The organism is Lentzea kentuckyensis, assembly GCF_002150765.1.
In the GTDB taxonomy this organism is placed as follows: domain Bacteria; phylum Actinomycetota; class Actinomycetes; order Mycobacteriales; family Pseudonocardiaceae; genus Lentzea; species Lentzea kentuckyensis.
Window position 1 is genome coordinate 47,968 of the sequence record NZ_MUYM01000016.1, and the last position, 23,838, is coordinate 71,805.

The 23,838-nt window shown below is 69.1% G+C and carries 17 protein-coding genes and 1 tRNA gene; 8 read left to right on the plus strand and 10 right to left on the minus strand.

Annotation, left to right across the window (positions count from 1 at the left end; genetic code table 11):
- The first annotated feature begins 216 nt into the window (after positions 1-216).
- Complete coding sequence (locus tag B0F77_RS09925; protein ID WP_086662520.1) at positions 217-750, plus strand: hypothetical protein; 534 nt, start codon at positions 217-219, stop codon at positions 748-750.
- Between the two features lie 61 nt (positions 751-811).
- On the opposite strand, the gene otsB is transcribed toward B0F77_RS09925, so the two are convergent.
- The 3 genes from otsB to B0F77_RS09940 all read right to left on the minus strand — a co-directional run bounded on the left by otsB (position 812) and on the right by B0F77_RS09940 (position 6,239).
- Positions 812-3,343, minus strand: coding sequence for a trehalose-phosphatase (gene otsB, locus B0F77_RS09930; RefSeq protein WP_086662521.1), 2,532 nt, complete (start codon positions 3,341-3,343; stop codon positions 812-814).
- A gap of 45 nt (positions 3,344-3,388) precedes the next feature.
- On the minus strand, positions 3,389-4,822 hold the full coding sequence (locus B0F77_RS09935) for an alpha,alpha-trehalose-phosphate synthase (UDP-forming) (protein WP_086662522.1): 1,434 nt from the start codon (positions 4,820-4,822) through the stop codon (positions 3,389-3,391).
- A 70-nt stretch (positions 4,823-4,892) separates the two neighbouring features.
- Positions 4,893-6,239, minus strand: a complete 1,347-nt coding sequence (locus tag B0F77_RS09940; RefSeq protein WP_245847925.1) for a threonine/serine exporter family protein — start codon at positions 6,237-6,239, stop codon at positions 4,893-4,895.
- 260 nt (positions 6,240-6,499) lie between these two features.
- Here B0F77_RS09940 and B0F77_RS09945 point away from each other — a divergent pair.
- Positions 6,500-6,572 (plus strand) — tRNA-Thr (locus tag B0F77_RS09945).
- Between the two features lie 62 nt (positions 6,573-6,634).
- Here the strand turns inward: B0F77_RS09945 and B0F77_RS09950 are convergent.
- The gene (locus tag B0F77_RS09950; RefSeq protein WP_143466661.1) at positions 6,635-7,372 is read right to left on the minus strand and encodes a hypothetical protein; all 738 of its coding nucleotides are present in this window, start codon (positions 7,370-7,372) and stop codon (positions 6,635-6,637) included.
- A 107-nt stretch (positions 7,373-7,479) separates the two neighbouring features.
- The gene (locus tag B0F77_RS09955; RefSeq protein WP_143466662.1) at positions 7,480-7,956 is read right to left on the minus strand and encodes a hypothetical protein; all 477 of its coding nucleotides are present in this window, start codon (positions 7,954-7,956) and stop codon (positions 7,480-7,482) included.
- A gap of 10 nt (positions 7,957-7,966) precedes the next feature.
- Between B0F77_RS09955 and mgrA the strand changes: the two genes are divergently transcribed.
- A complete protein-coding gene (mgrA, locus tag B0F77_RS09960; RefSeq protein ID WP_086662711.1) occupies positions 7,967-8,995 on the plus strand; it encodes an L-glyceraldehyde 3-phosphate reductase in 1,029 nt (342 codons plus the stop codon).
- 60 nt (positions 8,996-9,055) lie between these two features.
- Here mgrA and B0F77_RS09965 read toward each other — a convergent pair whose 3' ends face one another.
- Positions 9,056-10,474, minus strand: coding sequence for a sensor histidine kinase (locus B0F77_RS09965; protein ID WP_086662525.1), 1,419 nt, complete (start codon positions 10,472-10,474; stop codon positions 9,056-9,058).
- Positions 10,471-11,169, minus strand: coding sequence for a response regulator transcription factor (locus tag B0F77_RS09970; RefSeq protein ID WP_211293739.1), 699 nt, complete (start codon positions 11,167-11,169; stop codon positions 10,471-10,473). Before B0F77_RS09970 ends, B0F77_RS09965 begins: the two co-directional genes overlap by 4 nt.
- 135 nt (positions 11,170-11,304) lie before the next feature.
- Between B0F77_RS09970 and B0F77_RS09975 the strand changes: the two genes are divergently transcribed.
- From B0F77_RS09975 to B0F77_RS09985, 3 genes are read left to right on the plus strand one after another with little or no spacing between them, the layout of a single operon-like run.
- The gene (locus B0F77_RS09975) at positions 11,305-12,663 is read left to right on the plus strand and encodes a ferredoxin reductase family protein (protein ID WP_211293740.1); all 1,359 of its coding nucleotides are present in this window, start codon (positions 11,305-11,307) and stop codon (positions 12,661-12,663) included.
- Positions 12,664-12,674: 11 nt separating this feature from the next.
- Complete coding sequence (locus B0F77_RS09980) at positions 12,675-13,175, plus strand: FMN-binding protein (RefSeq protein ID WP_086662527.1); 501 nt, start codon at positions 12,675-12,677, stop codon at positions 13,173-13,175.
- A 2-nt stretch (positions 13,176-13,177) separates the two neighbouring features.
- Positions 13,178-13,921 carry an FAD:protein FMN transferase gene (locus B0F77_RS09985; RefSeq protein ID WP_245847927.1) on the plus strand — a complete coding sequence of 248 codons (744 nt, stop codon included), beginning with the start codon at positions 13,178-13,180 and terminating at the stop codon, positions 13,919-13,921.
- Positions 13,922-14,095: 174 nt separating this feature from the next.
- Here B0F77_RS09985 and B0F77_RS09990 read toward each other — a convergent pair whose 3' ends face one another.
- Entirely contained in the window at positions 14,096-15,109 is a 1,014-nt protein-coding gene (locus tag B0F77_RS09990; protein ID WP_245847928.1) for an ADP-ribosylglycohydrolase family protein, read from the minus strand.
- A 123-nt stretch (positions 15,110-15,232) separates the two neighbouring features.
- Here B0F77_RS09990 and B0F77_RS09995 point away from each other — a divergent pair, with 123 nt between their 5' ends.
- On the plus strand, positions 15,233-17,998 hold the full coding sequence (locus B0F77_RS09995; protein ID WP_086662529.1) for an AfsR/SARP family transcriptional regulator: 2,766 nt from the start codon (positions 15,233-15,235) through the stop codon (positions 17,996-17,998).
- A 143-nt stretch (positions 17,999-18,141) separates the two neighbouring features.
- On the opposite strand, the gene B0F77_RS10000 is transcribed toward B0F77_RS09995, so the two are convergent.
- Positions 18,142-18,930: an SGNH/GDSL hydrolase family protein gene (locus B0F77_RS10000; RefSeq protein ID WP_245847929.1), complete on the minus strand. Its 789-nt coding sequence runs from the start codon at positions 18,928-18,930 to the stop codon at positions 18,142-18,144.
- Between the two features lie 281 nt (positions 18,931-19,211).
- Between B0F77_RS10000 and B0F77_RS10005 the strand changes: the two genes are divergently transcribed.
- The gene (locus B0F77_RS10005; RefSeq protein WP_143466663.1) at positions 19,212-19,529 is read left to right on the plus strand and encodes a hypothetical protein; all 318 of its coding nucleotides are present in this window, start codon (positions 19,212-19,214) and stop codon (positions 19,527-19,529) included.
- Here the strand turns inward: B0F77_RS10005 and B0F77_RS10010 are convergent.
- Entirely contained in the window at positions 19,526-23,542 is a 4,017-nt protein-coding gene (locus B0F77_RS10010) for a DUF4082 domain-containing protein (RefSeq protein WP_245847930.1), read from the minus strand. The two genes, B0F77_RS10005 and B0F77_RS10010, sit on opposite strands and share 4 nt — an antisense overlap.
- Positions 23,543-23,838 lie beyond the last annotated feature (296 nt).

A 23,838-nucleotide genomic window follows, 5' to 3' on the forward strand; every position in this document is an offset into this window, starting at 1 on the left:
GGGCGGCTCGCAACAGTTGTGGCTGGGCTGGAGGTTGTGGTGCCGCAGCCACCACCTCGCGCGCCCGATCGGGCTGTTGCGCCGGATCCGCTGTTGCGCCTCAACCCGTCGCTGTGTGACGTCGCCGCCTCCACCCAGTTCGCCGCTGGTCCATCCCCGCGGCGGCGAAGAGTGAGCCGCTGCGACGTCCCTGCGCGACCGTGATCGAATAGGCGGGTGTTGGGGAGACACGACCGCGAAATCGGTGAGTTGTTGCGGTTCGCGGCGGCCATGGCGCCTTCAGAGGTGCGGAGCTCCGACCTGCTCGACTACCTGGAGCTCGAAGAGTGGGAGCTGGTGCTCCAGCTGCTGGGGGAGTTCGACGGCCACACCTGGCAGACGCCGCGCTACTGGGCCCTGCTGACCGAGGCGGCGACGCAGATGGACCAGGACGAGGCGTGGTTCCAGTGGCGGTGCGTCGAGTCGATCCAGGGCGTGCTGCGGGTCGAGCTGGTGCTCGGGCTCGACGCGGAACCGTTGCAGGCCAGGGGAGAGCGGCCGACGTGGGACGTGACCGGGAGGTACCAGCGGGTGGCGGCGTTGTGGATCGAGTCCAAGCCCGTGCTGGGGCCGGGTGAACGTGCCACGGCCCGGTTGCGGCCGTTCGTGCCGCCGGCGTGGGCGCACCTCATCAGAGGCGACGTGATCGCCCTGCAGGGCAGTTCGCCGGGCATCGCGACGATCATCGAGCGCGTACCGCCGCGCCCCTGAAGTGCACGCGGGGAGCTTTCGTGCACTCCAAGTGCACGAAAGCTCCCCGCGTGCGGTCAGATCACTGCGACAGCAGCTGGGCGCAGCGGATCAGGCCCAGGTGCGAGTACGCCTGCGGGTGGTTGCCCAGCGAGCGCTCGGCGACCGGGTCGTACTCCTCTGGCAGCAGGCCGGTGGGGCCCGCGGCCGCGACGATCTGGCCGAAGAGCTCCTCGGCCTCGGTGCGCCGGCCGGTCAGCAGGTACGACTCGATCATCCACGCCGCGCACAGGTGGAAGCCGCCCTCGTCGCCCGGCAGGCCGTCGTCGCGGTGGTAGCGGTACACGGTCGAGCCGGACCGCAGCTCCGCCTCGATGGCCGTCACGGTGGACTGGAAGCGCTCGTCGGTCGGGTCGATCAGACCCGACAGGCCGACGAACAGCGAGGCCGCGTCCAGGTCGTCGCCGTCGTACGCGGTGGTGAAGGACTGGACCTCGTCGTTCCAGCCGTTCTTCAGCACGTCCGTGGCGATGGTGTCGCGCAACGGCACCCACGACTGGTCGAGCTCACGGCCGAACTGCTCGCCGAGCTTGATCGCGCGGTCGATGGTCAGCCAGCACATGACCTTCGAGTACACGTGGTGGCGCGGCGCGTGCCGCTCCTCCCAGATGCCGTGGTCGGGCTCGTGCCAGCGCCGGGAGACGGCCTCGGCCATCGCCTGGACCATCGCCCAGTCGGCGTCCGACAACGACCCGCGGGCGGACGCGAGCTGCACCACGAGATCCACGACCGGACCGAACACGTCGAGCTGCACCTGCTGGTTCGCGAGGTTGCCGACGCGCACGGGCCGCGAGCCCGCGTAGCCGGGCAGCGTGTCGATCACGGCCTCGGCACCGAGCTGGGTGCCGTGCAGCGTGTACAGCGGGTGCAGGCGCTCCGGGCCGGGGATGGTCTCCAGGACGCCGTGCAGCCACGCCAGGAAGCCGTCGGCCTCCGCGAACGAGCCCACGGACACCAGTGCGGCGGCGGTCATCGCGCCGTCGCGCAGCCAGCAGTAGCGGTAGTCCCAGTTGCGGACACCGCCGAGCTCCTCGGGCAGCGACGTGGTGGCCGCCGCCATGATCGAGCCGGAGTCCTTGTGCACCAGGCCGCGCAGCGTCAGGGCCGAGCGCAGCACCAGGTCCGTCTGCACGGTCGGGAGCTTCAGCCCCGCCGCCCAGTCCGACCAGTAGCCGGCCGCGCGGTCACGGCGGACCGACTCCGCGGCAGCGTGCTCGGAGATGTCGTCGGTGCCGCAACGCAGCTCCAGCAACACCGGCGCACCCTCACGCGGACGAACCACGGCGCGCGCGGTCTCCTGGACGCCGTCGGAGGTGATCTCCCAGTCGACGCCCGGCGAACGCAGCACCATCGGGTCCGAGGTGCCGACGACGCGCAGGCCCTCGCGCTCGCGGATGAAGCGCACGGGCACCTGACCGAACTCCGGCCGCGGCGCGAACGTGATCACCGCGTTGGTCGAACCGGAGATCCGGCGCACCAGGTCCGTGCGGTGCGAGGCGAGGTCGTGCTCCAGGTAGTCCGTCACCAGGAGCCGCGACCAGCGGGTCTCCACGATCATCGTGCCCGGCAGGTAGCGCTGGCCCAGCGGCAGCGACCCGTGCTCCGGCTTGATCGAGAAGTGGCCCGCGGCAGGACCGCCCAGCAGGTCCGCGAAGATCGCCGCGGAGTCCGGTTCCGGGTGGCACAGCCAGTTGACCTTGGCGTCCGGCGTGACCAGCGCGACCGAACGCTCGTTCGCGAGCATGGTCAGACGCTCGATCGGCACGGCCTGGTCGCCGTGCAGCCACGCCCGGCGCTCCTCCAGGAGGAACGCCAGCACGGTGGCGACGTCCGAGGGGTCGTTCACGTAGTGCTCGGCCAGCGACTCGCCGGCACCGACGCGAATGCCCAGGTCAGGGCCGGACAGGCGGGCGAACGCCTTCTCGTCCGTCACGTCGTCGCCCAGGAAGATCGCCGCGGTGGCGCCGACCTGGTGACGCAGGATGTCGAGGGCGTGGCCCTTGTCGGTCTCGACGACGGCGAGCTCGATGACCGCCTTGCCCTCGGTGACCTGCACACCTTCCCAGGTGCACGGACCGGAGCGGACGGCGGAGAGCACGGCCTCGCCGATGGCCTCGCTCGCGGCGCGGCGCACGTGTACGGCGACGGACGCGGGCTTGACCTCGAGGTGCACGCCCTCGTGGCCGTCGACGATCTCTTCGAGCTCGGCCTCGATGCGGCGGTGCAACGCCTTGGCGTTCGCGTCCAGCGCGTGGACGAAGCCGACATCGAACTCAGAGCCGTGCGAGCCCACCAGGTGGACCTCGCCCGGCAGGCGGGAAAGGGTGGCCAGATCGCGCAGCGCACGGCCGGAGATCACGGCTGACGTGGTCTCGTGCAGGCTCGCGAGCGAACGCAGCGCGTTCACCGACTCCGGAAGCGGGCGAGCCTGCTCCGGGTCGCTCACGATCGGCGCGAGTGTTCCGTCGTAGTCGCTGGCGACCAGCAGTCGCGGGGTCCTGGCGAGCTGACAGATCGCTCGGCGCAGTTCGGCGGGGAGGGCCTCGGCGGTCAACGCCCCTCCTGGAGCACTCGTGGGGTCAATGGGATCTGAAAGGATTCAGACCGAGGTCTGCGTGCCCAACGCCTCCAGGAACGACCTTGCCCAGCGGTCAACGTCGTGGGTGAGGACTTGTCGGCGCAGCGCGCGCATCCTACGGCGGCCCTCTGCGGGATCGATGTCGAGGGCGGCCTGCAGTGCGTTCTTGACACCGTCCAGATCATGGGGGTTCACCAGGAACGCACTGGTCAGTTCTGCGGCAGCGCCGGCGAACTCGCTGAGCACCAGAGCTCCACCAAGATCATATCGGCAGGCCACGTACTCCTTGCACACGAGGTTCATTCCGTCCCGAACAGGCGTGACGACCATGACGTCCGCCGCGCTCATGAACGCGACGAGCTCCTCGCGGTTCACCGACTGGTGCAGGTAGTGCACGACGGGCTTGCCGACCCGTCCGAACTCGCCGTTGATCCGGCCCACCGACTGCTCGATGTCCTGGCGCATCGTCTTGTAGTGGTCGACCCGCTCCCGGCTGGGGGTGGCGAGCTGGACCATCGTGACGTCCTCGGGGTCAACGCGTCCGTCCGCGATCAGCTCGTAGAGAGCCCGGATCCGGACGTCGATGCCCTTCGTGTAGTCGAGACGGTCCACGCCCAGCAGGATGCGCTTCGGGTTGCCGAGATCCGCTCGAATCTGCTTCGCGCGGGTCTGCGTCTCCTTGCGCCGCGCCACCGCGTCGAGCCCGGCGCTGTCGATCGAGATCGGGAACGCGCCGACGCGCACGGTCCGGTCGCCGACCTGCACGACACCTGGCCGGGTCCGGACACCGACAGTGCCGCGGCTGGGCTCCAGGCCGACGAGCCGGCGGGCCAGCCAGAGGAAGTTCTGCGCGCCGCCGGGCCGGTGGAAGCCCACCAGGTCGGCGCCGAGCAGGCCGCGGATGATCTCCGTGCGCCACGGGAGCTGCATGAACAGCTCGACCGGCGGGAACGGGATGTGCAGGAAGAAGCCGATCTTCAGGTCGGGCCGCTGCTCGCGCAGCATCGCCGGAACGAGCTGCAGCTGGTAGTCCTGCACCCAGACGGTCGCGCCCTGCGCGGCGATCTTCGCGGTCGCGTCGGCGAACCGCTGGTTGACCCGTACGTAGGAGTTCCACCAGTGCCGATGGAACGCGGGCTGCGCGACGACGTCGTGGTAGAGCGGCCAGAGGGTGCCGTTGGAGAAGCCCTCGTAGTAGTCCTCGACCTCTTTGGCCGACAGTGGCACCGGGTGCAGCAGCAGGCCGTCGTCCTCGAACGGCGAGACGTCGGCGTCGGCCACACCCGGCCAGCCGACCCATGCGCCGCTGTGTGAGCGGAGGAACGGTTCCAGCGCGCTGACCAGCCCTCCAGGGCTGTGCTTCCACCGCTCTGTGCCGTCCGGCAAGCGCTCCAGGTCAACCGGCAGCCGGTTGGCCACGACTACGAATTCCGCCCCGTTCTCGCCAATGTCCATGCTCACAAAAGCCCAGGCTAGTGCGGTCGCGTGGCCCCTGCGTTTCGTGTAACCCCCGTCACAGCGAGGTTCACTCCAACCGACGATTGGTGGGTTTGAGCGGCCCGGACATGCGCGGACCAGCGAACTTCCGCTCCAGGCGACCGAGTCCGGTCCGCACCGGCTGGGCCAGATACTCGCCGAACACCACCCCGCCGGCCAGGGCGAGAGCAATACCACTCGCGAACACCAGCGTGCTCAGACCGGCCGGATCGCCCTCCGCGGTGAGCTGGAACAGACCCCGGTACGTGGTCCAGCCGGGCAGCAGCGGGACGACCCCGGCCTGCACGACGACGAGCGTCGGGATGCGCAGCCGGCGGGTCATGGTCGCGCCGCCGAACCCGGTGATGGCGGCGGCCACGGCTGACCCGAGCAGCGCGTCCAGGCCGAAGCTCGTGACCAGGCCGTACGAGGCGGTGCCGATCGCGCCGGAGATGGCGGCGGCGACGAGCGCGCGTGGCTGGGCGTAGCAGGCGAGCGCGAAGAACGCACTGGTCGCCGCGCCGGCCGCGAACTGCATCGGCACCGCGGAGATCAACGCGGGCAACGGGTCGCTGAGCCTGATGTCCAGTCCGAAGTGGACGGCAGTGCGGATCGCGATGGCGACACCCGCGATGAGACCGGCACTGAGCAGCACGGTCTCGACGGTGCGGCCGGCGGCGGTGACGTTGTAGCCGGAGATCGCGTCCTGCACGGTGCTCACCAGCGCGAGCCCGGACAGCAGCACGACGATCCCGACGGCCACCAGCAGGCTCGGCCGGACGTTGGGCAGCAACCCCGTGGCGAAGACCGTCAGCGCAGCACCCGTGCCGAGCGCACCGCCGACGAGTTGCTGGAAGAAGAACGGCAGCGCACGGCGGTTGAGGACCCGGCCGACCCGGTCGATCACGGCGGTGACGATCATGGCGGTGATCGCGAGCTCCCACCCGCCGCCGACGAGGAACGCGACCGCCGCGGCCATCCCGCCCCACGCGGCGGTGGCGACCCAGCGCGGGTACGGGTGCTTCGCGTTGGTTATGTCTTCGAGCTCGGCATGCGCGCCTTCAATGGGACCGAGATTGCGCACGAGGTGTTCGACCGCCGCGAGTCGCGTGTAGTCGAGACTGCGTTGGCGAACGACCCGCACCGCGGTGATCGGTGGCGCCTCTGTCCCGCGGTGGCACGACACGCTGATAGAGGTGTAGATCACGTCGACCTCCGTGTGCGGAAGTCCATAGCTCTCGGTGACTGAGAGAATCGTGGCTGTTACGTCCGCCGCGCCCGCCCCGCTGGACATCTGGACCTCGCCGATCTTCAGAGCGAGATCGAGTACCAGGTGAACCGTGGTGTCGTCGGGCAGAGCGGGGCCGTGCAGGTTGTTCGTGGAAATCTCGCGCACCTCCGTCGTGTGATCGTGAGGAGTCGTTCGACTGTTGCTGTGTCGTCTGCCACCTCCGATCGGGCGACCCAAAACGGAGGACATGATCACTGTCCGTCGATTACCCTCCTGACCTGGTCAAGGCGGCCTGTCCGGCGCATTGATCCACTCAGTTGGTTGGTCTGACTCCGGTCGGAGCAATCCGATCACACTGAGAGCAGACCGTTCGCCGCAGGTAGCAACCGCAAGGGACGCTTACCATGTTCGCGAACACGAGCCAGGCCGGCGTAGCTCAATTGGCAGAGCACTCGCCTTGTAAGCGAAAGGTTAGGGGTTCGATTCCCCTCGCCGGCTCTTTTGCAACGGGGGTTCGCCCAGGTGGGCGGGCCCCCGTCTCAATTCGACGTGACACTTCGTCAGCTTTTGTGAACGAGCCCGGTAAAGCCCGCGACGCTCAGCGTGGCGAAGCTCCATCCCAGGATCTGGATGACCCAGCCTGCCCCGGTCGCCCACTGCCCGGCTGGTCCGTTCGCCAGTTCGCATCTCGGTGTGCCGCCGAGCTTGACGAGCGGGATCGCGAGATCGGCCGCAAGACTGATTCTGTTCACCGGTGAACAGGCGTCAGCTGGGCGATCTTTGGCCGGGGTCAGGCCGTTGTGGGCGGCGGCTGTCCACACGAGACAGAGCGCGAGCACGAACGTCGCCAGCAGCCCGATCAACGCTCGGGACGGCTTGTAGCCGTAGCCGAGGGTGAGGCCGAGGATCCGGTGCCAGAGCTTGTTGCCGGGGTCGCCTCTGCGGCGGAGGTCCCGTTGCTGGGCGATCAGGACCTTGCGCGAGTACGCCTCGTGCCCTGCGGCGCGGTGCACGGCCGCGAGCTGCTGGTAGGCCTGCGGCTGATAGGCGTGGCTGTAGGTGTCGAGCAGCTGCAGCCAGTCGCCGTCCCCGATCGGCGGGTCCGGATAGGACAGTCCCTCGACGTGGGCGGTGAAGCCCTCGCTGCGGGTCAGAGGTTCGAACGGCAACTGGATGGAACGGCCGATCCTCGTGCGTGCCAGACAGAGGGAGTCGGTGGGGCCGGGGCTGGTGATCGTCGTGTCGACGATGCTGAGCTGACTGGCGACAGTGGTGCTTCTGATGGTTGCGGCGCCCACGATCTCTGTGCCTGCGCGGAGGTGGAAGCTACCGCCGACATGCATGCGGTCCGCTTTGAGTGCGACGCCGCGAGCATTGCGCAGCTGGGATCCGTAGATCAGCACGTTCAGGCCAACCCTAGGCCAGATGCGCACAGCGACCCGTGCTCGCCGGTGCGAATGCTCGTTTCGCTGAGATCGCACACGGCCGCGATGTCGGCGTGGGCCAGCCGAACCGTGCCGGTGCACCTGGAGTCCCGGATCAGCAGGTTGTCTGCGCGGAGGCCCGTCGCGTTCAGGCCTGCCAGATGCGCGGAGTCCAGGCAGAACAGCGGGATCGTTGCCCGGCGCGCCACAACGGGTGCGGTCAACACGCATTTCCGGAAGATGACAGGTACCTGGCAGGTGATCTCGTCCAGGTTGAGCACGCCGACGATCCTGGCTCCGTCAAGTCTCAGCCCTGACGGGTCCACCTTCCCGGTGACCAGCAGGTCGCGGATCGCCTCGGCGCGCAGCACGTTGTTCCCACGACGTGAGAGATCGAGGACTTCGCCCGCCTCGGCGGCGCGTTTCATGTCCTGCTCTGTCTCACTAGGACGTGACATTGTGGGCACCATGTCCTACCTCGCGGATAGCGCGCGCTACGACCAGATGACGTACCGGCGGACGGGCCGCAGCGGCCTCAAGCTGCCGGCCATCTCGCTCGGTCTGTGGCACAACTTCGGCGGCGACCGGCCATACGAGTCGGGCCGCGGGATTGCGCGGAGGGCGTTCGACCTCGGTGTCACGCACTTCGACCTCGCCAACAACTACGGCCCGCCGTACGGCTCGGCCGAGATCACGTTCGGGCAGATCCTGAAGGATGATCTCAGGCCTTACCGGGACGAGCTCGTCATTTCGACGAAGGCGGGTTACGACATGTGGCCGGGGCCGTACGGGGAGTGGGGCAGCCGGAAGTACCTGCTGAGCTCGCTCGACCAGTCGCTGACCCGGATGGGCCTCGACTACGTCGACATCTTCTACTCGCACCGGTTCGACCCGGAGACGCCGCTCGAGGAGACGATGGGCGCGCTGGTCAGCGCGGTGCAGCAGGGCAAGGCGCTGTACGTCGGCATCTCGTCGTACTCGCCGGCCAAGACCCGCGAGGCGGCTCAGCTGCTGAAGAGTGCGGGTGTGCCGCTGCTGATCCACCAGCCGTCGTACTCGATGCTCAACCGCTGGATCGAGCCGGAGCTGCTGGACACGCTGGAGGAGGTCGGTGCCGGCTGCATCGCTTTCTCGCCGCTCGCGCAGGGCATGCTGACCGACCGCTACCTCAACGGAATTCCGGAGGGCTCGCGGGCTTCGCAGGGCAAGTCGCTGTCGACCGACCTGCTGAGCGAGCAGAACCTCGGCCGCATCCGGTCGCTCAACGAGGTCGCCAAGGCGCGCGGGCAGTCACTCGCCCAGCTCGCGCTGACCTGGACGATCCGTGACCCGCGGGTCACGTCGGCGTTGATCGGCGCCTCGTCGGTCGGGCAGCTGGAGCAGAACCTCGCGGCACTGCAGGCGCCGCCGCTGACCGACGACGAACTAGCTGAGATCGACAAATACGCCGTCGAGTCGGGCATCGACCTCTGGGCCACCAGCTCCAACGCCGAGTAGCCAAAGTGCACGCGGGGAGCTTTCGTTCACTTGGAGCGCACGGGAGGGCCCCGCGTGCGGTCAGCCGAGCAGGTGGCGGGGGAGGCGGATGGTGAAGGTGGTCGAGCCTGGCCGGCTGGTCAGGGTGATGGTGCCGCCGTGGGCCTGGACGAGGGACTGGACCACGGCGAGGCCCAGGCCGCTGCCGCCGCGCTGGCGGGTTCGCGAGTTGTCCACGCGGTAGAACCTGTCGAAGATGCGCGCCTGGTCGGCCTCCGGAATACCGGGGCCGGTGTCGCTCACCCGCACCACCGCCCAGCCGTCCGAGGCCGTCACCTGCAGCGACACCGCGGTGCCTGCCGGGGTGTGCACGGCCGCGTTGGTCAGCAGGTTGTCGAGGACCTGCCGCAACCGGGTCGCGTCCGCGGTCATGGTCACGGTGTCGGCGTCCACCGACAGCTCGTGCGATGGACGGGCCGCCCGGAACGCGTCGGCCGCGGCCTCGGCGACCATCGCCAGGTCCAGTTCCTCGGGGCGCAGCGGTGGTTCGGACTCCGCGGAGTCCAAGCGGGCCAGCAACAACAGGTCGTCGAGCAGCACGCTCATCCGTGAGGCCTCCGAGCGCAGCTTCTCCAGGTGCTTCTCGCGTTCGCCCGGTTCGTTGGCCGCCGCGTACCGGAAGAGGTCCGCGTAGCCGCGCAACGAGGTCAACGGCGTGCGCAGCTCGTGTGAAGCGTCGGCGATGAACCGCCGGAGGCGTTGTTCTGCGGCGGTTCGAGCGGACAAAGAAGAGTCGATGTGCGCGAGCATGTTGTTGAACGCTTCGCGCAGTTCCTCGACCTCGACGCCGCCGCCCTTGCCGTCCACGCGCACGGTGAGGTCGGCCGAGTCGGTCAGGTCGTGCGAGGAGATGTCGTGCGCGGTGTCGGCCATGTCCGACAGCGGCTGCATGCCCTTGCGGATCAGCGCCTGACCACCCACGACCAACGCGACGAGCGCGGCCAGGAACGCGATCACGCCGACCGTGATGAGCTGGGAGATCGTGCCGTCGCGGTCGTGCATCGGGGCCGCGCTGACCAGGATCCACTCTCCTGGGACGACCTGGCAGGCGCGAATCCGGAACTTGCCCTCGCCACGCAGGTAGTCGGTCTCGAACTCGTCGGAGGTCAGCGCCTTCTTCGCCAGGGCGTCGAACTCCGCGCGGTCGTCCGGCTGCTGGTCGCCGGGCTGGGGCTGCAGCGCGCCGTTCTCGATCTTGTAAACGACGGCGAACCAGTCCGGCGGGAGCTTGGTGACCTGGCCGTGGTTCGCGATTTCGTTGGCCGCGCCCGTCTGGCTGATCACCATCTGGTCGTCGAGGCGGCGGTCGAGGAACGACTGCATCGACGCGACCATGACCCAGCCGATGATCACGAACACGGTCAGCGCGAGCGCGCCGAGGCCCAGCGCCAGGCGGGTGCCGAGCCGCCATTCGCGGACGGGCTTCACACCGAGCCTCATTCCGCGGCTCGGCGGAGCACGTACCCCACACCGCGCACGGTGTGGATCAACGGCTCGCGGCCGTCGTCGAGCTTGCGGCGCAGGTGCGAGATGACCAGCTCGACCACGTTCGAGCGGCCGCCGAAGTCGTACTCCCACACGTGGTCGAGGATCTGCGCCTTGGTCAGCACGGCCGGTGACCGGCGCATGAGGTACCTGAGCAGCTCGTACTCGGTCGGGGTCAGCGTCGCGAGCTTGCCGCCGCGGCGGACCTCGCGGGTGTCCTCGTCCATCACCAGGTCGGAGACCTTCAGCACGGACCGCTTCCACGACGGACCCGTCGAGCGGCGCAGCACGGCCCGCAACCGGGCCATCAGCTCCTCGACCGAGAACGGCTTCACGAGGTAGTCGTCGCCGCCGCGAGTGAGTCCCGCCACACGGTCGGCGGTGCCGTCACGAGCCGTCAGGAACACCACGGGCACCATCGCCCCGGCGGCCCGCATTCGATCAAGAACGGTGAATCCGTCCAGGTCAGGAAGCATGAGGTCGAGCACGACGATGTCCGGCTGGAACTCGGCGGCCTCTCTCAGGGCCTCCTCGCCGTTGAGGGCGGTCGCGGCCTGCCAGCCCTCGTAACGGGCGACCGTCGCGACCAGGTCAGCGATGTGCGGCTCGTCGTCGACGACGAGCAATCGAACCGAGTTCCCCTTGTCCACGTGCTCATGGTGCGTCACCTGGTGGCCCGTTCGCTCGATCGACAGGAAGTCGACAGCGCGTGCAAAGCGGAGCCACAGCTCAGACGCACAGGATCGTGAAAGACCGCCAGTGACCGCCTGACCGAGGAGCCAGCCGTGACGACCACCCTGCCGCAGACCGTGCGACCGGCTCCGGCCGGCCGTGCGACGCCGCACAAGGTGCTGGCCAAAGCCGGCCTCTACGTGTTCTTGCTGGCCAACGTGGCTTTCGTGACCTACCTGTTCAACACGGCGGGTGTGGGCTCGAACAAGCTGGTCAACTTCGGCCGGCTGACCGGTCTCTACGGCGCGCTCGCGATGGCGTTCCAGCTGCTGCTGGTCGCCCGGCTGCCGTGGCTCGACCGCCGGCTGGGCATGGACAAGCTCACCTCGTGGCACCGCTGGGTCGGCTTCACGATCTTCTGGATGCTGATCGGCCACCTGACCTTCATCGCGTTCGGCAACGCGGGTGACGACGGCCCGATCGCCGAGGTCATCCGTCAGGCGACCGAGCTGGAGGGCATCCTCCGCGCGCTGGTGGCGTGGACGATCATCATGGTCGTCGGCGTGGTCTCGGCCCGCTTCGCGCGGCGCCGGATGGCCTACGAGACCTGGCACTTCATCCACCTGTACACCTACATCGCGATCTTCCTGGCGTTCACGCACCAGGTCGCGGTCGGCAGCACGTTCCGCAAGTCCGAGCTCGCGACGGCGTACTGGTGGGGCCTCTGGGCGTTCGCTCTCGGGTCCGTCCTCATCGGACGGCTGGTGCTCCCGTTCTGGCGCAACTGGCGCCACCAGTTCCACGTCGCAGCCGTGGTGCCCGAGGCGCACAACGTCGTCTCGGTCTACATCGAGGGCAAGGACCTGGACCAGCTGGGCGCCAAGGCCGGCCAGTTCTTCCTGTGGCGCTTCCTGACCAAGGACCGCTGGTGGCAGGCCAACCCGTTCTCGCTGTCCGCGGCGCCGAACGGCAAGTACCTGCGGCTCACCGCGAAGGCCCTGGGCACCGGCAGCGCGGACATCCGCAACATCAAGGTGGGCACCCGCGTGTTCGCCGAGGGCCCGTACGGCGCCTTCACGACCATGCACCAGACCAAGCAGAACGCGCTCCTCGTCGCGGGCGGTGTCGGCGTCACGCCGATCCGCGCGCTGCTGGAGGAGATCAAGGGCCACGTCGTGGTGCTCTACCGGGTGACCGACCCGCGCGAAGCCGTGCTGCTGCGTGAGATCGAGGGCCTCGTGCGGGCCAAGGGCGCGGTGTTGCGCCTGGTCACCGGGTCCTCGAAGACCATCACCGCGAACGGGCCGTTGCTCGGGCCGGAGAACATCGCCGCGCTCGTGCCGGACGTGCAGGACCGCGACGTGTTCATCTGCGGCCCCAACGGCATGACCGACGCCGTCGTGCGCAGCCTCGACGAACTGGGAGTGCCCAGCAACCAGGTCCACGCCGAGCGCTTCGCGCTGGCCAACTGAGAGGGTTCGACGTGAAGAGGGCAATTCCCGTTCTGGCACTGAGCGTCGCCGGCCTCGTCCCGGTGTGGCTCTACTCGCCGGGTGCCGCGCACGAGGGTGAGATCAACGAAGCCGCCGCCGCGCCGGAAACCCAGCAACAGCAGCAGAACCAGCAGCAGGCGGCGCCGCAGACCACCACTTCCGCGCCCAAGGCGAACGGATCCACGCCGACCACCCAACCGCAACAGCAACAGCAGACCCAGCAGAAGGCTCAGACCCGCACCGTTCCGGGAACGGCGGTGAACACGTCCGAAGGCACCGTGCAGGTCCAGGTCACCTTCCAGGGCACCAAGATCACCGACGTGAAGGCGTTGCGGGCGCCCAACAGCAACCCGACCAGGATGGCGCTGCCGCTGCTGCGCGAGTCGGCCTTGAAGGCGCAGAGCGCGGACATCGACACGGTGTCCGGTGCGACCGCGACCTCCGAGGGCTACAAGCAGTCGTTGCAGGCCGCGATCGACGGGGCGCAGTAGTCGTGCCGGCCGTGCGGCGCGTCGAGCAGATCATGGGCCTGCCGATCTCGGTGGATCTCCGTGACGGGGACGACGCACTGGCCGAGCGGGCGTTCGCCTGGTTGCGGGAGGCGGACGCGCGGTTCTCGCCGTTCAAGCCGGACAGCGAGGTTTCCCGGCTGGACCGGGGTGAGCTCTCCAGGGAAGAGCTCACCCCGGATCTGGTCGAGGTGCTCTCGCTGTGCGACTGGTACGAGCAGTCGACGGGCGGCGCGTTCACGGCACAGGTGCCGGGACGCGGGCTCGACCCGTGCGCGGTGGTGAAGGGCTGGGCCGTGCAACGGGCCGCGGACATGCTGCGCGAGGGCGGCGCGACGACGTTCTGCGTCAACGCGGGCGGCGATGTCGTGACGGCCGGCGAGCCCGAGCCGGGAAAGCCTTGGCGCGTGGGCGTTCGGCATCCCGATCTCGCCGACCAGCTCAGCGTGGTGCTCGGCGTGCGGGACGGAGCCGTTGCCACGTCAGCGTTGTACGAACGCGGCCAGCACATCCTGGACGGTCGTACCGGTCTGCCCGTCACGGGACTTCTGTCGGTCACGGTTTTCTCCGACGACCTCGCGATCGCCGATACCACTGCCACAGCAGCGTTTGCGCTGGGCAGGGACGGAATCGAGTGGGCAGCGAGCCAGGAGGACTGCCAGGTTCACATCGTCGACGAAGATCGTCGGGTGTACTCGAGCCCTGGACTTCCGGTACACATCTGTTAACATGCCCGCCCAACGGAGCTTCGACTCCGGGGCACGGATTTCGTTGATCAAGAGCTGGATCGGAGCTCGCGCTCGGGGCAAGACCCGGCCTGCTGTCGACCAACACCTCGTGCGAGACAGCCTGTGGATGCGCGAATTCGGGAGCGCGCCCCACAGGCTGTCTCTGTTTCCGGGTCAGGCGTAGCGGTCCTCGTTGAAGTCCACGTTGACCGCCGAGCAGCCGAGGTCGCGGCCCATGGCGTCGAGGACGTCCACCAGTTCGAGGCCGCTCAGCCAGTCGCGGGGCAGCGCCTCGGTGCCGTGCAGCGCGCCGAGGATGTTGCCCGTCAACGCCGCCGTGGCGTCGCTGCCGCCGGAGTGGTTCGCCGCGGCGCGCATGGCGTCCACGAACTGCACGGGCTTCGGATGCGTCAGCACGGTGTAGACCGCTATCGCCAGCGCCTCGGGGCCGGTCCAGCCGCTGCCGAGCCGGTCGACGCGCACGGACGACGAGCCGTCGTGTTCCTCCGCCAGCACCACGGCGCGCGTCAGCACCGTCGCCGTGTACGTGTCGTCGCGCAGCACCCGGCCGATGACCTGGTCGATCGCCTCGCGCAGCGGCCTGCCCTTCACCGCCAGCAGGTGGATCAGCAACGCCAGCGCGCCGCCGGAGACCCAGCCGCCCGTGCCGCCGTGCGTCAACGCCGCGAACCGGCAGCCGAGGTCGTACGCGATCGCGGCGGACGGCGCGAAGCCGGCGGGCGCGGTGCGCGTGACGCCGTTGCAGCCGGACGACTCGTTGTGCGGGTTCTCCGGAGTGGACGGTGTCTCCGCGGCCAGCGCGCGCAGGCACGTCAGACCCGGAGAGCGGCTCTCGTACAGCCGTTCGTCGGCGAGCAGCCCGACCGCGCCGTGTTCCGGGGCCGGTTGCTGCTGGGTGATCAGCCAGCGCCGGTAGCTGTGCCACACCATCTGCGACGGCTCCCACTCGCCGGTCCGCTTTCCGCGCACCCAGGCGCGGAGGTAGCCGTCGGCGGTGAAGAGGGTCAGCTGGGTGTCGTCCGTGAAGAGCGCGGGCTTCGGCGGTGCGAGCACACCCTCGGGGCCGTGCTCGCGCTGGATGTCGGCCAGGCCGAGGTACTGCACAGGCGCGCCCAGCGCATCACCGAGAGCGCCGCCGAGGAGGCACCCGGCGCCGCGGTCAACCACGGAATTCCTGTCTCGCGGCACGCGTGAACAGTAGCGTCCCGCGAACTTCAGCCGTACTTGTATCTGCGACTCGGGCTTGCGCACCTGTTGAAGTGACGAGGTCAGCGCATCTGAAGGAGGGGCATGCGGAGCAAAACCGGACTTGAGTTCGGCGTGCTCGGTCCACTCCAGGTGCTCGCGGACGGACGGCTGATCCAGCTGGGCCGCCGTGGCATGCGCGGACTGCTGGCCATGCTGGTCGTCGAGGCGAACCGACCCGTCTCGATCGACCAGATCGTCGACGCGCTGTGGACGGAATCGCCGCCGGCCACCGCGCGGACGATTGTGCACGGTTACGTGTCAAGGCTGCGCAAGGTGCTGGAGGAGGCCGACCCGTCGGGCTCCGCGACAATCCGCACCACGCCGACCGGATACCAGCTGACCGTCGACCCGTGGCGTCTCGACCTGCACCGCGCCCGGCAGCTCGTGGCGTCTTCCCGTGGCAAGCCCGCCGCCATCAGGGCGGGCTTGCTGCGCGAGGCGTTGGGGCTGTGGCGCGGGCCGGTGCTCGCTGACGTACCGGGTGACCCGATGACCTCGGACCTCGAAGAACTTCGGCTGTCGGCGTTGGAGGAACGCATCGACGCCGAACTGGAGCTGGGCCGCCACCTGGAGCTCGTGGGCGAGCTGCGCGGCCTGTGCACCGAGTACCCGTTCCGGGAACGGCTGGTCGCGCACAGCATGCGCGCCCTGTACCGGTCCGGGCAGCGCGCCGACGCTCTTGAGGCCTACCAACGGTTCCAGCGCCGCGCGGTGGACGAGCTCGGCATCGATCCCGGCCCGCAGCTGCGGTTGCTGCAGGAGCAGGTGCTGCGCGACGACCCCGCGCTGAGCCTGATCGGCCCGGTCGCGTCGCGGCCCGTCGCGCCGCGGGCGGGGATCGTGGCGCCGGCCCTGCTGCCCGCCTCGGCCTCGCGGTTGTTCGGCCGTGACGAGGACAGGGCGTGGCTGGACAACGTGTGCGCGACGCGGAACCTGCTCGGCACGGCTGTGGCGGTGCTGACCGGTGCGCCCGGTGTCGGCAAGAGCGCCCTGGCGATCACGTGGGGGCACGAGAACGCCGAGATGTTCCCGCACGGCGTGCTGTTCGCGTCGCTCGGCGACACCGAACCGGGCGAGGTCCTGACCAGGTTCCTGGTGGCGCTGGGCGTGCCGGCGGACGGTGTGCCGGTCGCGGTGGAGGACCGTGTCGGGTTGTACCGGTCGTTGCTCAACCGCCGCCGCGTGCTGGTGGTGCTGGACGACGCGACGGGCTTCGACCAGGTGCAGCCGCTGCTGCCGCCGGGGTCGGGCTCGGTGGTGCTGGTGACGTCGCGCTCGCACCTGGAACGGCTCGTGGTGACGAATTCCGCCCGCGTGCGCAAGCTCGGGCCGTTGGACGACGAGGCCGCGCGGTCGCTGGTGGACGACGTGCTGGGCAGGCCGCTGTCGGAGGAAGACCCGACGGCCGCGCGCAAGCTGGCCGAGCTGTGCGGCGGGTTGCCGCTGGCGTTGCGGGTGGCCGCGGCGAAGCTGGTGATAAGTCCGGAGTGGACGGTCGAGGAGCTGGTGGGGGAGCTGGCCGACGACGGGCACCGGATGCGTGGGTTGGACCTACCTGAGGCAGGCGTGGGGGTGTCGCGGGCGCTCGACCTGTCGACCCGCGACCTGCCGTCCGAACTCGGCGAGGTCTTCACGTCCGTCGGCATGGCGCCCGGCCGGTGGATGTCGTCGCACGCCGTTGCCGCGTTGACCCGCACCCACGTGGAGTCCGCTCGGTCCAGGCTGACCCAGCTGGTCGAGGTGAACCTGCTGGCCGAGCCGTGGCCGGACGGGTTCACGATGCACGAGCTGGTGCGGCTGTACGTGCGCGGAGCCGGCCGGCCGGACCTGGACTCGTTGCGGCGCTTGGTGAACTACTACCTGGTGGCGTGCGACCACGTCCGCCGCGCCATCCGACCGGCGCGTGACGGACTGGACTTCGCCTTCGGGGACAACGGTTCCACGTCGCTGCCGGAGTTCGGTGATCCGGTCGACTGGTTCGACCAGGAGTGGCCCAACATCGTCGCGGTCGTGCACGCGGCCGCCGAATCGGGTCTGCACGACCAGGTGTGGCAGCTCGTACGGCTGTTACACCCGTATGCGACGGTGCGCGCGCTCACCGGGGAGTGGGTCGCGCTGGTCGGGTTCGGTCTGGCCGCGGCCGAGGTGACGGGGAGCCGCCTCGGCCAGATCCTGATGCTGGACACGACCTACACGACGAACGCCCGGCTGGGACGACCCGTCCTGCTGCCGGACGCTCGCCGCGCGCACCGGCTCGCGTCCGAGCTGGGCGAGCGCCAGTACCTCGTGCTGACGCTCGCCCAACTCGCCGACGTCCTGTTCCGGCTCCAGCACCACGACGAGGCGTTGCTGCACTTCTGGGAGTCGGTGCAGCTCGCCCAGCAGTCCGGTGACGTCGTCGGCGAGGCCCACGGGCTGAACAACGTGGCACAGGTCGAGCAGGCCCGCGGACACGTGGAAGTGGCGCTGCAGCACCAAGCTCACGCCGTCGAGGTGTACCGGCGCTCCGGTGACCAGGGCGCGTTGATCCGCGGTCTGGCCAACCTGGCCGAGCTGTCCCTGGAAGCCGGAGCGCTGGACCAGGCCGAGTCGCTGGCGCGTCAGGTCGTCGACCAGGCCGCGGTCGCCGAGGTGACGTACCTGGAGGGTTTCGGTCGCCAGGTGCTCGGCGGGGTGTTGCTCCGGCGGGCGGAATGGGTTGCTGCGACAGCGGAATTGACGGAGGCGCTGCGGTTGTACGCGCAGGTCAACTCGGCTCGCGCGGTCGAGGTGCGGGCCGCACTGGACTCGTTGTCGTCCGAGGTTTAGCGGACGTTTAGTCATCTGGTCCCAAAAAATGGGATGTTGGAAGTGCAGGCCGCCGAGTGGGGGATTACCGAGGGGGTAAGGCGCCTGCGTTCGGAGGGCCCGACCGGCATTCGGGGGAGAGTGCCGGTCGGGCCCTCGCCTTGCTACTGGTAGTTCTCCTCGGTGCACCGCGCCATCGGCAACAACTCCGGCCGCTTCGGCGCCATTCCGTCGCCCATCGACTCACCCCGCAGCGTGCGTCCGATCCACGGAACCACGTGCTCGCGCGCCCACTTGAGATCGGCCTTGCGCTGGGTGACCCAGTCCGCCTGCTCCAGCGCCGGCCACGGTTCGTTCCACGAGTGGTCGTCGCTGAGTCCGAGCACCTCGTAGGCCTTGAGCGCGACCCGCTGGTGTCCCTCCGGCGACAGGTGCAGCCGGTCCTCGCTCCACGCGCGCTTGTCGTGCAGCACGTGCATGGACCACAGGTCGACCATCCGGCAGTGGTAGCGCTCGGCGATCGACCACAGGTGGCTGTTGTAGATGGCGATCTTGCCCCGCAGGCTCCGCAGGAACGGTGTGCTCTTGGTGTCGAAGCCCGTGAAGATGACGACGTCGGACCCCGCCGCGCGGAGATCGGCGACCGCGACCTCGTAGACCTCGGCCAGCGCGTCCGGGTCGCTGTTCGGCAGCATGATGTCGTTGCCGCCCCCGCAGAACGTCACCAGGTCCGGTTTGAGCGAGATCGCGAGCGGTACTTGGTCGTCGACTATCTCCTGCAGCATCTTGCCTCTGATCGCGAAGTTGGCGTACCTGAACTCAGGTGCGTTCTGGGCGATCATGTTCGCGAGGCGGTCCGCCCACCCCACGTAGGTGTCTCCGGGGCCCGGATCGTCCATGCCCTCGGTGAAGCTGTCCCCCAGGGACACGAGACTGTTCCATCGCAGCAGCACAACATCCCCCTTACTCCCACGCGCCCGCGGCTCCCGTTCACAGGCGACTGGTTAGCATGCACAATCAAAGGCGGGTTACGCCACCGTCGGTTACAGCATCGTAAGTTTTGTCGCTGTGGGTGACGATTCTTTTACCACTCGATCGAGCGAAGCTTGAGGGTGATCCGGGGGATTCGTCTCATTAGGTCGCTACCTTCTGCCGGGTGCGTTCTGGTTTGCCGCTTCCTTCCTTTTCGCTTGGTGTAGCGCTCCTCACAATCGGGGTTGTCGCCGGTGTGGCGATGAGCGCCGGTGTGGTGCCCGTTCCAGGCCCGTCCGACGCCTCGCCGGGTGAGCCGGAGATCGCGAACATCGGGGGCGATCAGCCGCCCATGGAGTTCACACCGGTGCCGTCCGCGGTGAAGGTGGCGCCGCCGCGGCCGTCGTCCACCCGGCCCGTCGTGACCCCGCCCCCGCACTCGAACCCGGTGGTGACACCGGAGACCGCGCAACCGCGCGAGAGCGTCGTCGCCACCACGGTGATGCCGTCGGTTTCGCTTCCGACGATCTCGTCGTTGAGCCCGCCGTCGTCGACCTCTGCCGAGTCGAGCGTGCCCTAGCTCGGTTCGAAGACCACGTCCACCCAGTAGTTGGCGTTCGCGTAGGTGCTCGAAGGGAAGCCGGACCCGTAGGCGAACACGCCGTTCTGCTCCGACGGGGCGACCAGCATCGGTGAGGTGACCGGACCGGCCGTGAAGTACCCGATGTTCACGGCGTAGTGGCCCGTCGTGGTCGTGTAGGACGCCGTGTAGGTCTGGCCCGCGCTGACGGTCACCGGCTGGACGAAGGTCAGGGTCTGCCAGCCTGTCGCGGTCTCGTTGGTGAACGTGCCGGTCGCGAGACGCTGGCCGGAGGAGTTCCACAGCGACCCGGTGTGCGTGCCGGTGTTGCCCGCGCCCTTGTAGAACCGCACGCCGGTGATCTGACCGGAACGCGTCGGCGAGAACCGGATGCCGAGCTCGTAGGCGTTGCCGTCGTCCGCGGACGTCTTGGCGGGCACGGTCGCCGTGCTGAACATCGAGCACGGGCAGGCCGGCGTCGCCGTGGTGGTGAAGGCCCAGTCCAGCGGTGGGACGCCGCTCGCGGCACCGAGGTCCAGCCGGGCCTGGTAGCGCGTGCCCGGTGCGAGCGGACCGGCCGGTTGCCAGGTGACGGTCTTCCGGTCGGCCGACAGCGACACCGTGCCGGTCAGCCGGTCACCCCTGGGGTCGGTCAGCCAGAACTGGGCGGAGTCGGCGGAGACCGGGGCGCTGAACGTCGCCGTCAGCGGCGCCGCCAGGCCCGCGTTCGTCGCGTCGGCGCCAGGTGAGCGGTTCGTCAGCGTCGGCGTCGGTGGTGGGGCTTCGCCGTCGCCGTCGGTGTTGCCGCGGTAGATGACGTCGACCCAGTAGTTCGTGGCGTTGTACGACGAGGTCGGGAACCCGCCTCCACTGCCGTAGCGGTAGACGCCGTTGCCTCCGTCCGTACCGTTCGGCAAGGCGTACAACGACTTGTAGCCCGCGCCCTGGCCGTTGAAGTAGCCGGAGCTGACCGAGTACCTGCCGTTCGGGGCGTAGTACGACACGACGTAGGTGGTGTTCGGTTGCACCGCGATCGGCGAGGCGAACACCAGCTTCTGCCAGCCGGACGAGGTCTCCGCGGTGAACGTGCCGGTCGCGAGTTGCTGACCGGACGAGGACCACAGGGTGCCGGTGTGGGTGCCGATGTTGCCCGCGCCCTTGTAGAACCGGACGCCGTGGACCTGACCCCCGGCGTCGAAGCGGACCTTGGTGCCGACCTCGACCTGGTTGGTGTCACCGGAGTCCGCGGTGGCCGGGGTGGTGAAGTCGTCCCAGATCGTGCACGGGCACGCCGCCGGCCGCGGCGAACCGGTGGTGAACTTCCAGGTGGCCGCCGCGGACAGGTTGCCGGCGGCGTCCGCGGCTCGCACCGACGCGTTGTAGGTCGTCGCCGCGGCCAACGGAGCCGCCGGGGTGAACGTGACCGTGCGCGCGTCCGCGGTCAACGAGGTCGTGCCGGAGACCGCGCCGTTCGGGCCGGTGACGGTGAACTGCACGGAGTTCGGCGTCACCGCCTCGTCGAACGTGCCCGACACCGTCGTGGTCAGCGCGACCGAACCGGCGTCCGGGAGGGGCGAACTGGTCGTTCTGACCGGTGCGCGGGTGTCCGAGCCGGGCTCCGGTGCCCACACCACGTCGACCCAGTAGTTGGTCTGGTTGAACGTGTTGTTCGGGAAGCCGGTGCCGTAGCGGAAGACGCCGTTCGGTCCGTCCACATCGGACGCCAGACCGGTCAGCGGTTCCAGCTGCTTGTTCCTGCGGAAGAAGTACTCGGAGTCGTAGGAGAACCGTCCGGTCGGGGTGAAGTACGAGACGACGTAGGTGGTGTTCGCCCGCACCGCCACCGGGGCCGCGAACAGCATGGTCTGCCAGCCGTTCACCGTCTCGCCGGTGAACGTGCCGGTGGCCAGCTGCTCACCGCTGCTCGACCAGAGCGAACCGGTGTGCGTCCCGGTGTTGGCGTCGCCCTTGTGGAACCTCACTCCCCGCACGTAGCCGGAAGCGGCCGCGCGGAACTTCATGCCGAGTTCCAGCGCGGAGCTGTCGGGCGCCGAGGCGACCGCCGGTGTGTCGGCGGAGCTGAAGACACCGCACGGGCAGACCCGCGAGGCCACGCCGGGGTCCGCGGCGATCGGTGCGGAGAGGTTGGCCGAGTCGTCGACGGCGCGGACCCTCAGGCGTGCCGTGCCCGACTGCACGGGCGTGTAGGTGTAGCTCCAGGTCGTCTGCCCGGCCTGCCACGTTGCCGGGTGCCACCGGGTTCCGCCGTCGGTGGACACCTCGACCCCCGCGACCTGGCCTGCGGCGTCGATCACCGTGCCGGAGAACGTGTACGGCTGGCCGACGGTTGACTCTCCAGGCACCGCGGTCATCGACACGCCGGGCGGCGCGGTGTCGGCGCTCGGGGTCGCCGCGGTCAGGCCCGGTTGCAGTGAGTCGGCGAGAACGCCCATGTCCGCCAGGAAGTTGACGGTGGCCTGCTTCATCCGGACGTCGGACGTCGGCGTGTTGGTGCGGTACGCGTGCTCGTCGTCGACGCCCCATGCCCACTGCACCGTCCCGGCGGCGAACACGAGTGATCCACTGGGGTGCCGGTAGTAGGTGATCGCGTGCGTCTTGACCCCGGAGCCGTACTCGTCGCCGTGGTTCTTCAGCACGAAGTAGCCCTGCATGTCGACCGTCGTGCGCGAGAGTTGCGCGACGCCTGCGGGCTGGAAGCCGTTGTCCTCCACGCTGTTCCACTCGTAGCCCAGCGTGCCGGGCTTGAAGGTGTACGTGGCACCGGACGCCAGCGACTGCAGGTCGGTGTGGCGCCAGAGCCGCATCTTCCCGTACGCGGCCGGCACCTGCAGCGCGTCGTCGCGGCGGCCGTTGACGGTGAAGAGGTTGCCCAGCAAGGCGTTCTCGGGGCGGCCGCCGTCCTGCGGCGGGCTGTACCGCGGGTCACGCCACGTGCCGGTCCAGTCGCTCAGCCCGTCGCTCTGGGTGCCCTTGGTCTCCTTGAAACAGGCGATCGTGCGCCAGTCGGTCCGGGAGGAGTCGATACTGGGTTCCCAGCGGGTCTTCCAGAAGAACTCGTTGCCGGTCAGGAACGCCATGTGCACACCGGCGTCGCGGGCGGCCTCGATGTTGGCGCGCTGTTCGTTCGACCAGTACTCGGGGTGCCCGACCGGCATGAACACCCGGTGGTTCTTGATGAGCTGGCCGCGGCGCGCCGTGTCGGCGTCGGTCGTGTAGCTCACGTCGAACCCGTTCGCCTCCAGGAAGCGCATCATGGGGTACTCGGCGTTGAAGAGGAAGTTCTCCTCGCCGCCACCGCCGGTGATGGGGCGGTTGTAGCTCACCTTGTAGGACGAACCGCCCTGTCCGGGACCGTCACCGAAGTACAGGCTGTTGCCGCCGTAACGGTTGTAGGCCACCCACGTCGCGTCGGCGGTCTGGAAGAGGATCTTGGACCGGGAGGCGTCGTCCCGCACGACGAACACGATCTCGTTCTGGGCGCCGGTGTCGGTGCGCCGGACACGGGCGTAGTAGATGCCGGACACCGCGTCGGACGGCACGTCCCAGCTCACCGAGACCGCCCAGTTGCCGCAGTCGATGAGCGCGGTCGGCGTATCCCGCAGGCAGGACGGCTGGGACTGGGGTGTGTCGCGGCCGATCTGACCGACTCGCCGGGCTCCGAGGCCGCCGTACCAGCCGAGCCGGTAGATGTCGATCGTGTACGCCGGTGCGGAGGTCAGCACCTTGAAATCGACGCGACCGCCCGGTGTGGTGCTGATGTCGGTGGTGAAGCCGAGGATCGAGTTGTCCCGCGAAGGCACCAGCCAGCCGGCCGTACCGGGTTTGGTGTTCTCGCACAGGACCGCGTTGGTCACCGGTGCGTCGCACGGACCCGCGCCGGCGGCGGGTGTGGGGGCGAGGAGGAACGGCAGGACCACGCCCGCACCGACCGCGAAGGACAACATCGTGCGGGATAAACGTCTCAGCACGGTGCGGACCTTAGTAGTGCTCACGCTCTCACCCATGCTTCGGTCTACGAAGCGTGGCGACCCGCGGCTCACGCAGGGCGTAGGGCATTACCCGAACGTTATCCGCGGAAACTCGTTCGTCAAACGGGAAACCCCCGCAGCGACCTCGGCGCGTGAGGTCGCTGCGGGGGCCGTGGGACCTTTGGCGAGGGGGAGCGCCGCCGCCGATCAGCTCCCCCTCGCCAAAGGGCTTGGGACCACTGCTCGGGACGCCGCCGCCGATCTGCCCCGAGCAGTGGGGTTGGGACCGTCTCAGGGGGCGCCGCCGCCGATCTACCCCC

What these genes read in the sequence shown, in the direction of transcription:
- B0F77_RS09935 (WP_086662522.1), bottom strand. Translation starts at nt 4,822, where the DNA reads ATGGACATTGGCGAGAACGGGGCGGAATTCGTAGTCGTGGCCAACCGG.
- B0F77_RS09955 (WP_143466662.1), bottom strand. Translation starts at nt 7,956, where the DNA reads ATGTCACGTCCTAGTGAGACAGAGCAGGACATGAAACGCGCCGCCGAG.
- mgrA (WP_086662711.1), top strand. Translation starts at nt 7,967, where the DNA reads ATGTCCTACCTCGCGGATAGCGCGCGCTACGACCAGATGACGTACCGG.
- B0F77_RS09965 (WP_086662525.1), bottom strand. Translation starts at nt 10,474, where the DNA reads ATGAGGCTCGGTGTGAAGCCCGTCCGCGAATGGCGGCTCGGCACCCGC.
- B0F77_RS09995 (WP_086662529.1), top strand. Translation starts at nt 15,233, where the DNA reads ATGCGGAGCAAAACCGGACTTGAGTTCGGCGTGCTCGGTCCACTCCAG.
- B0F77_RS10005 (WP_143466663.1), top strand. Translation starts at nt 19,212, where the DNA reads ATGAGCGCCGGTGTGGTGCCCGTTCCAGGCCCGTCCGACGCCTCGCCG.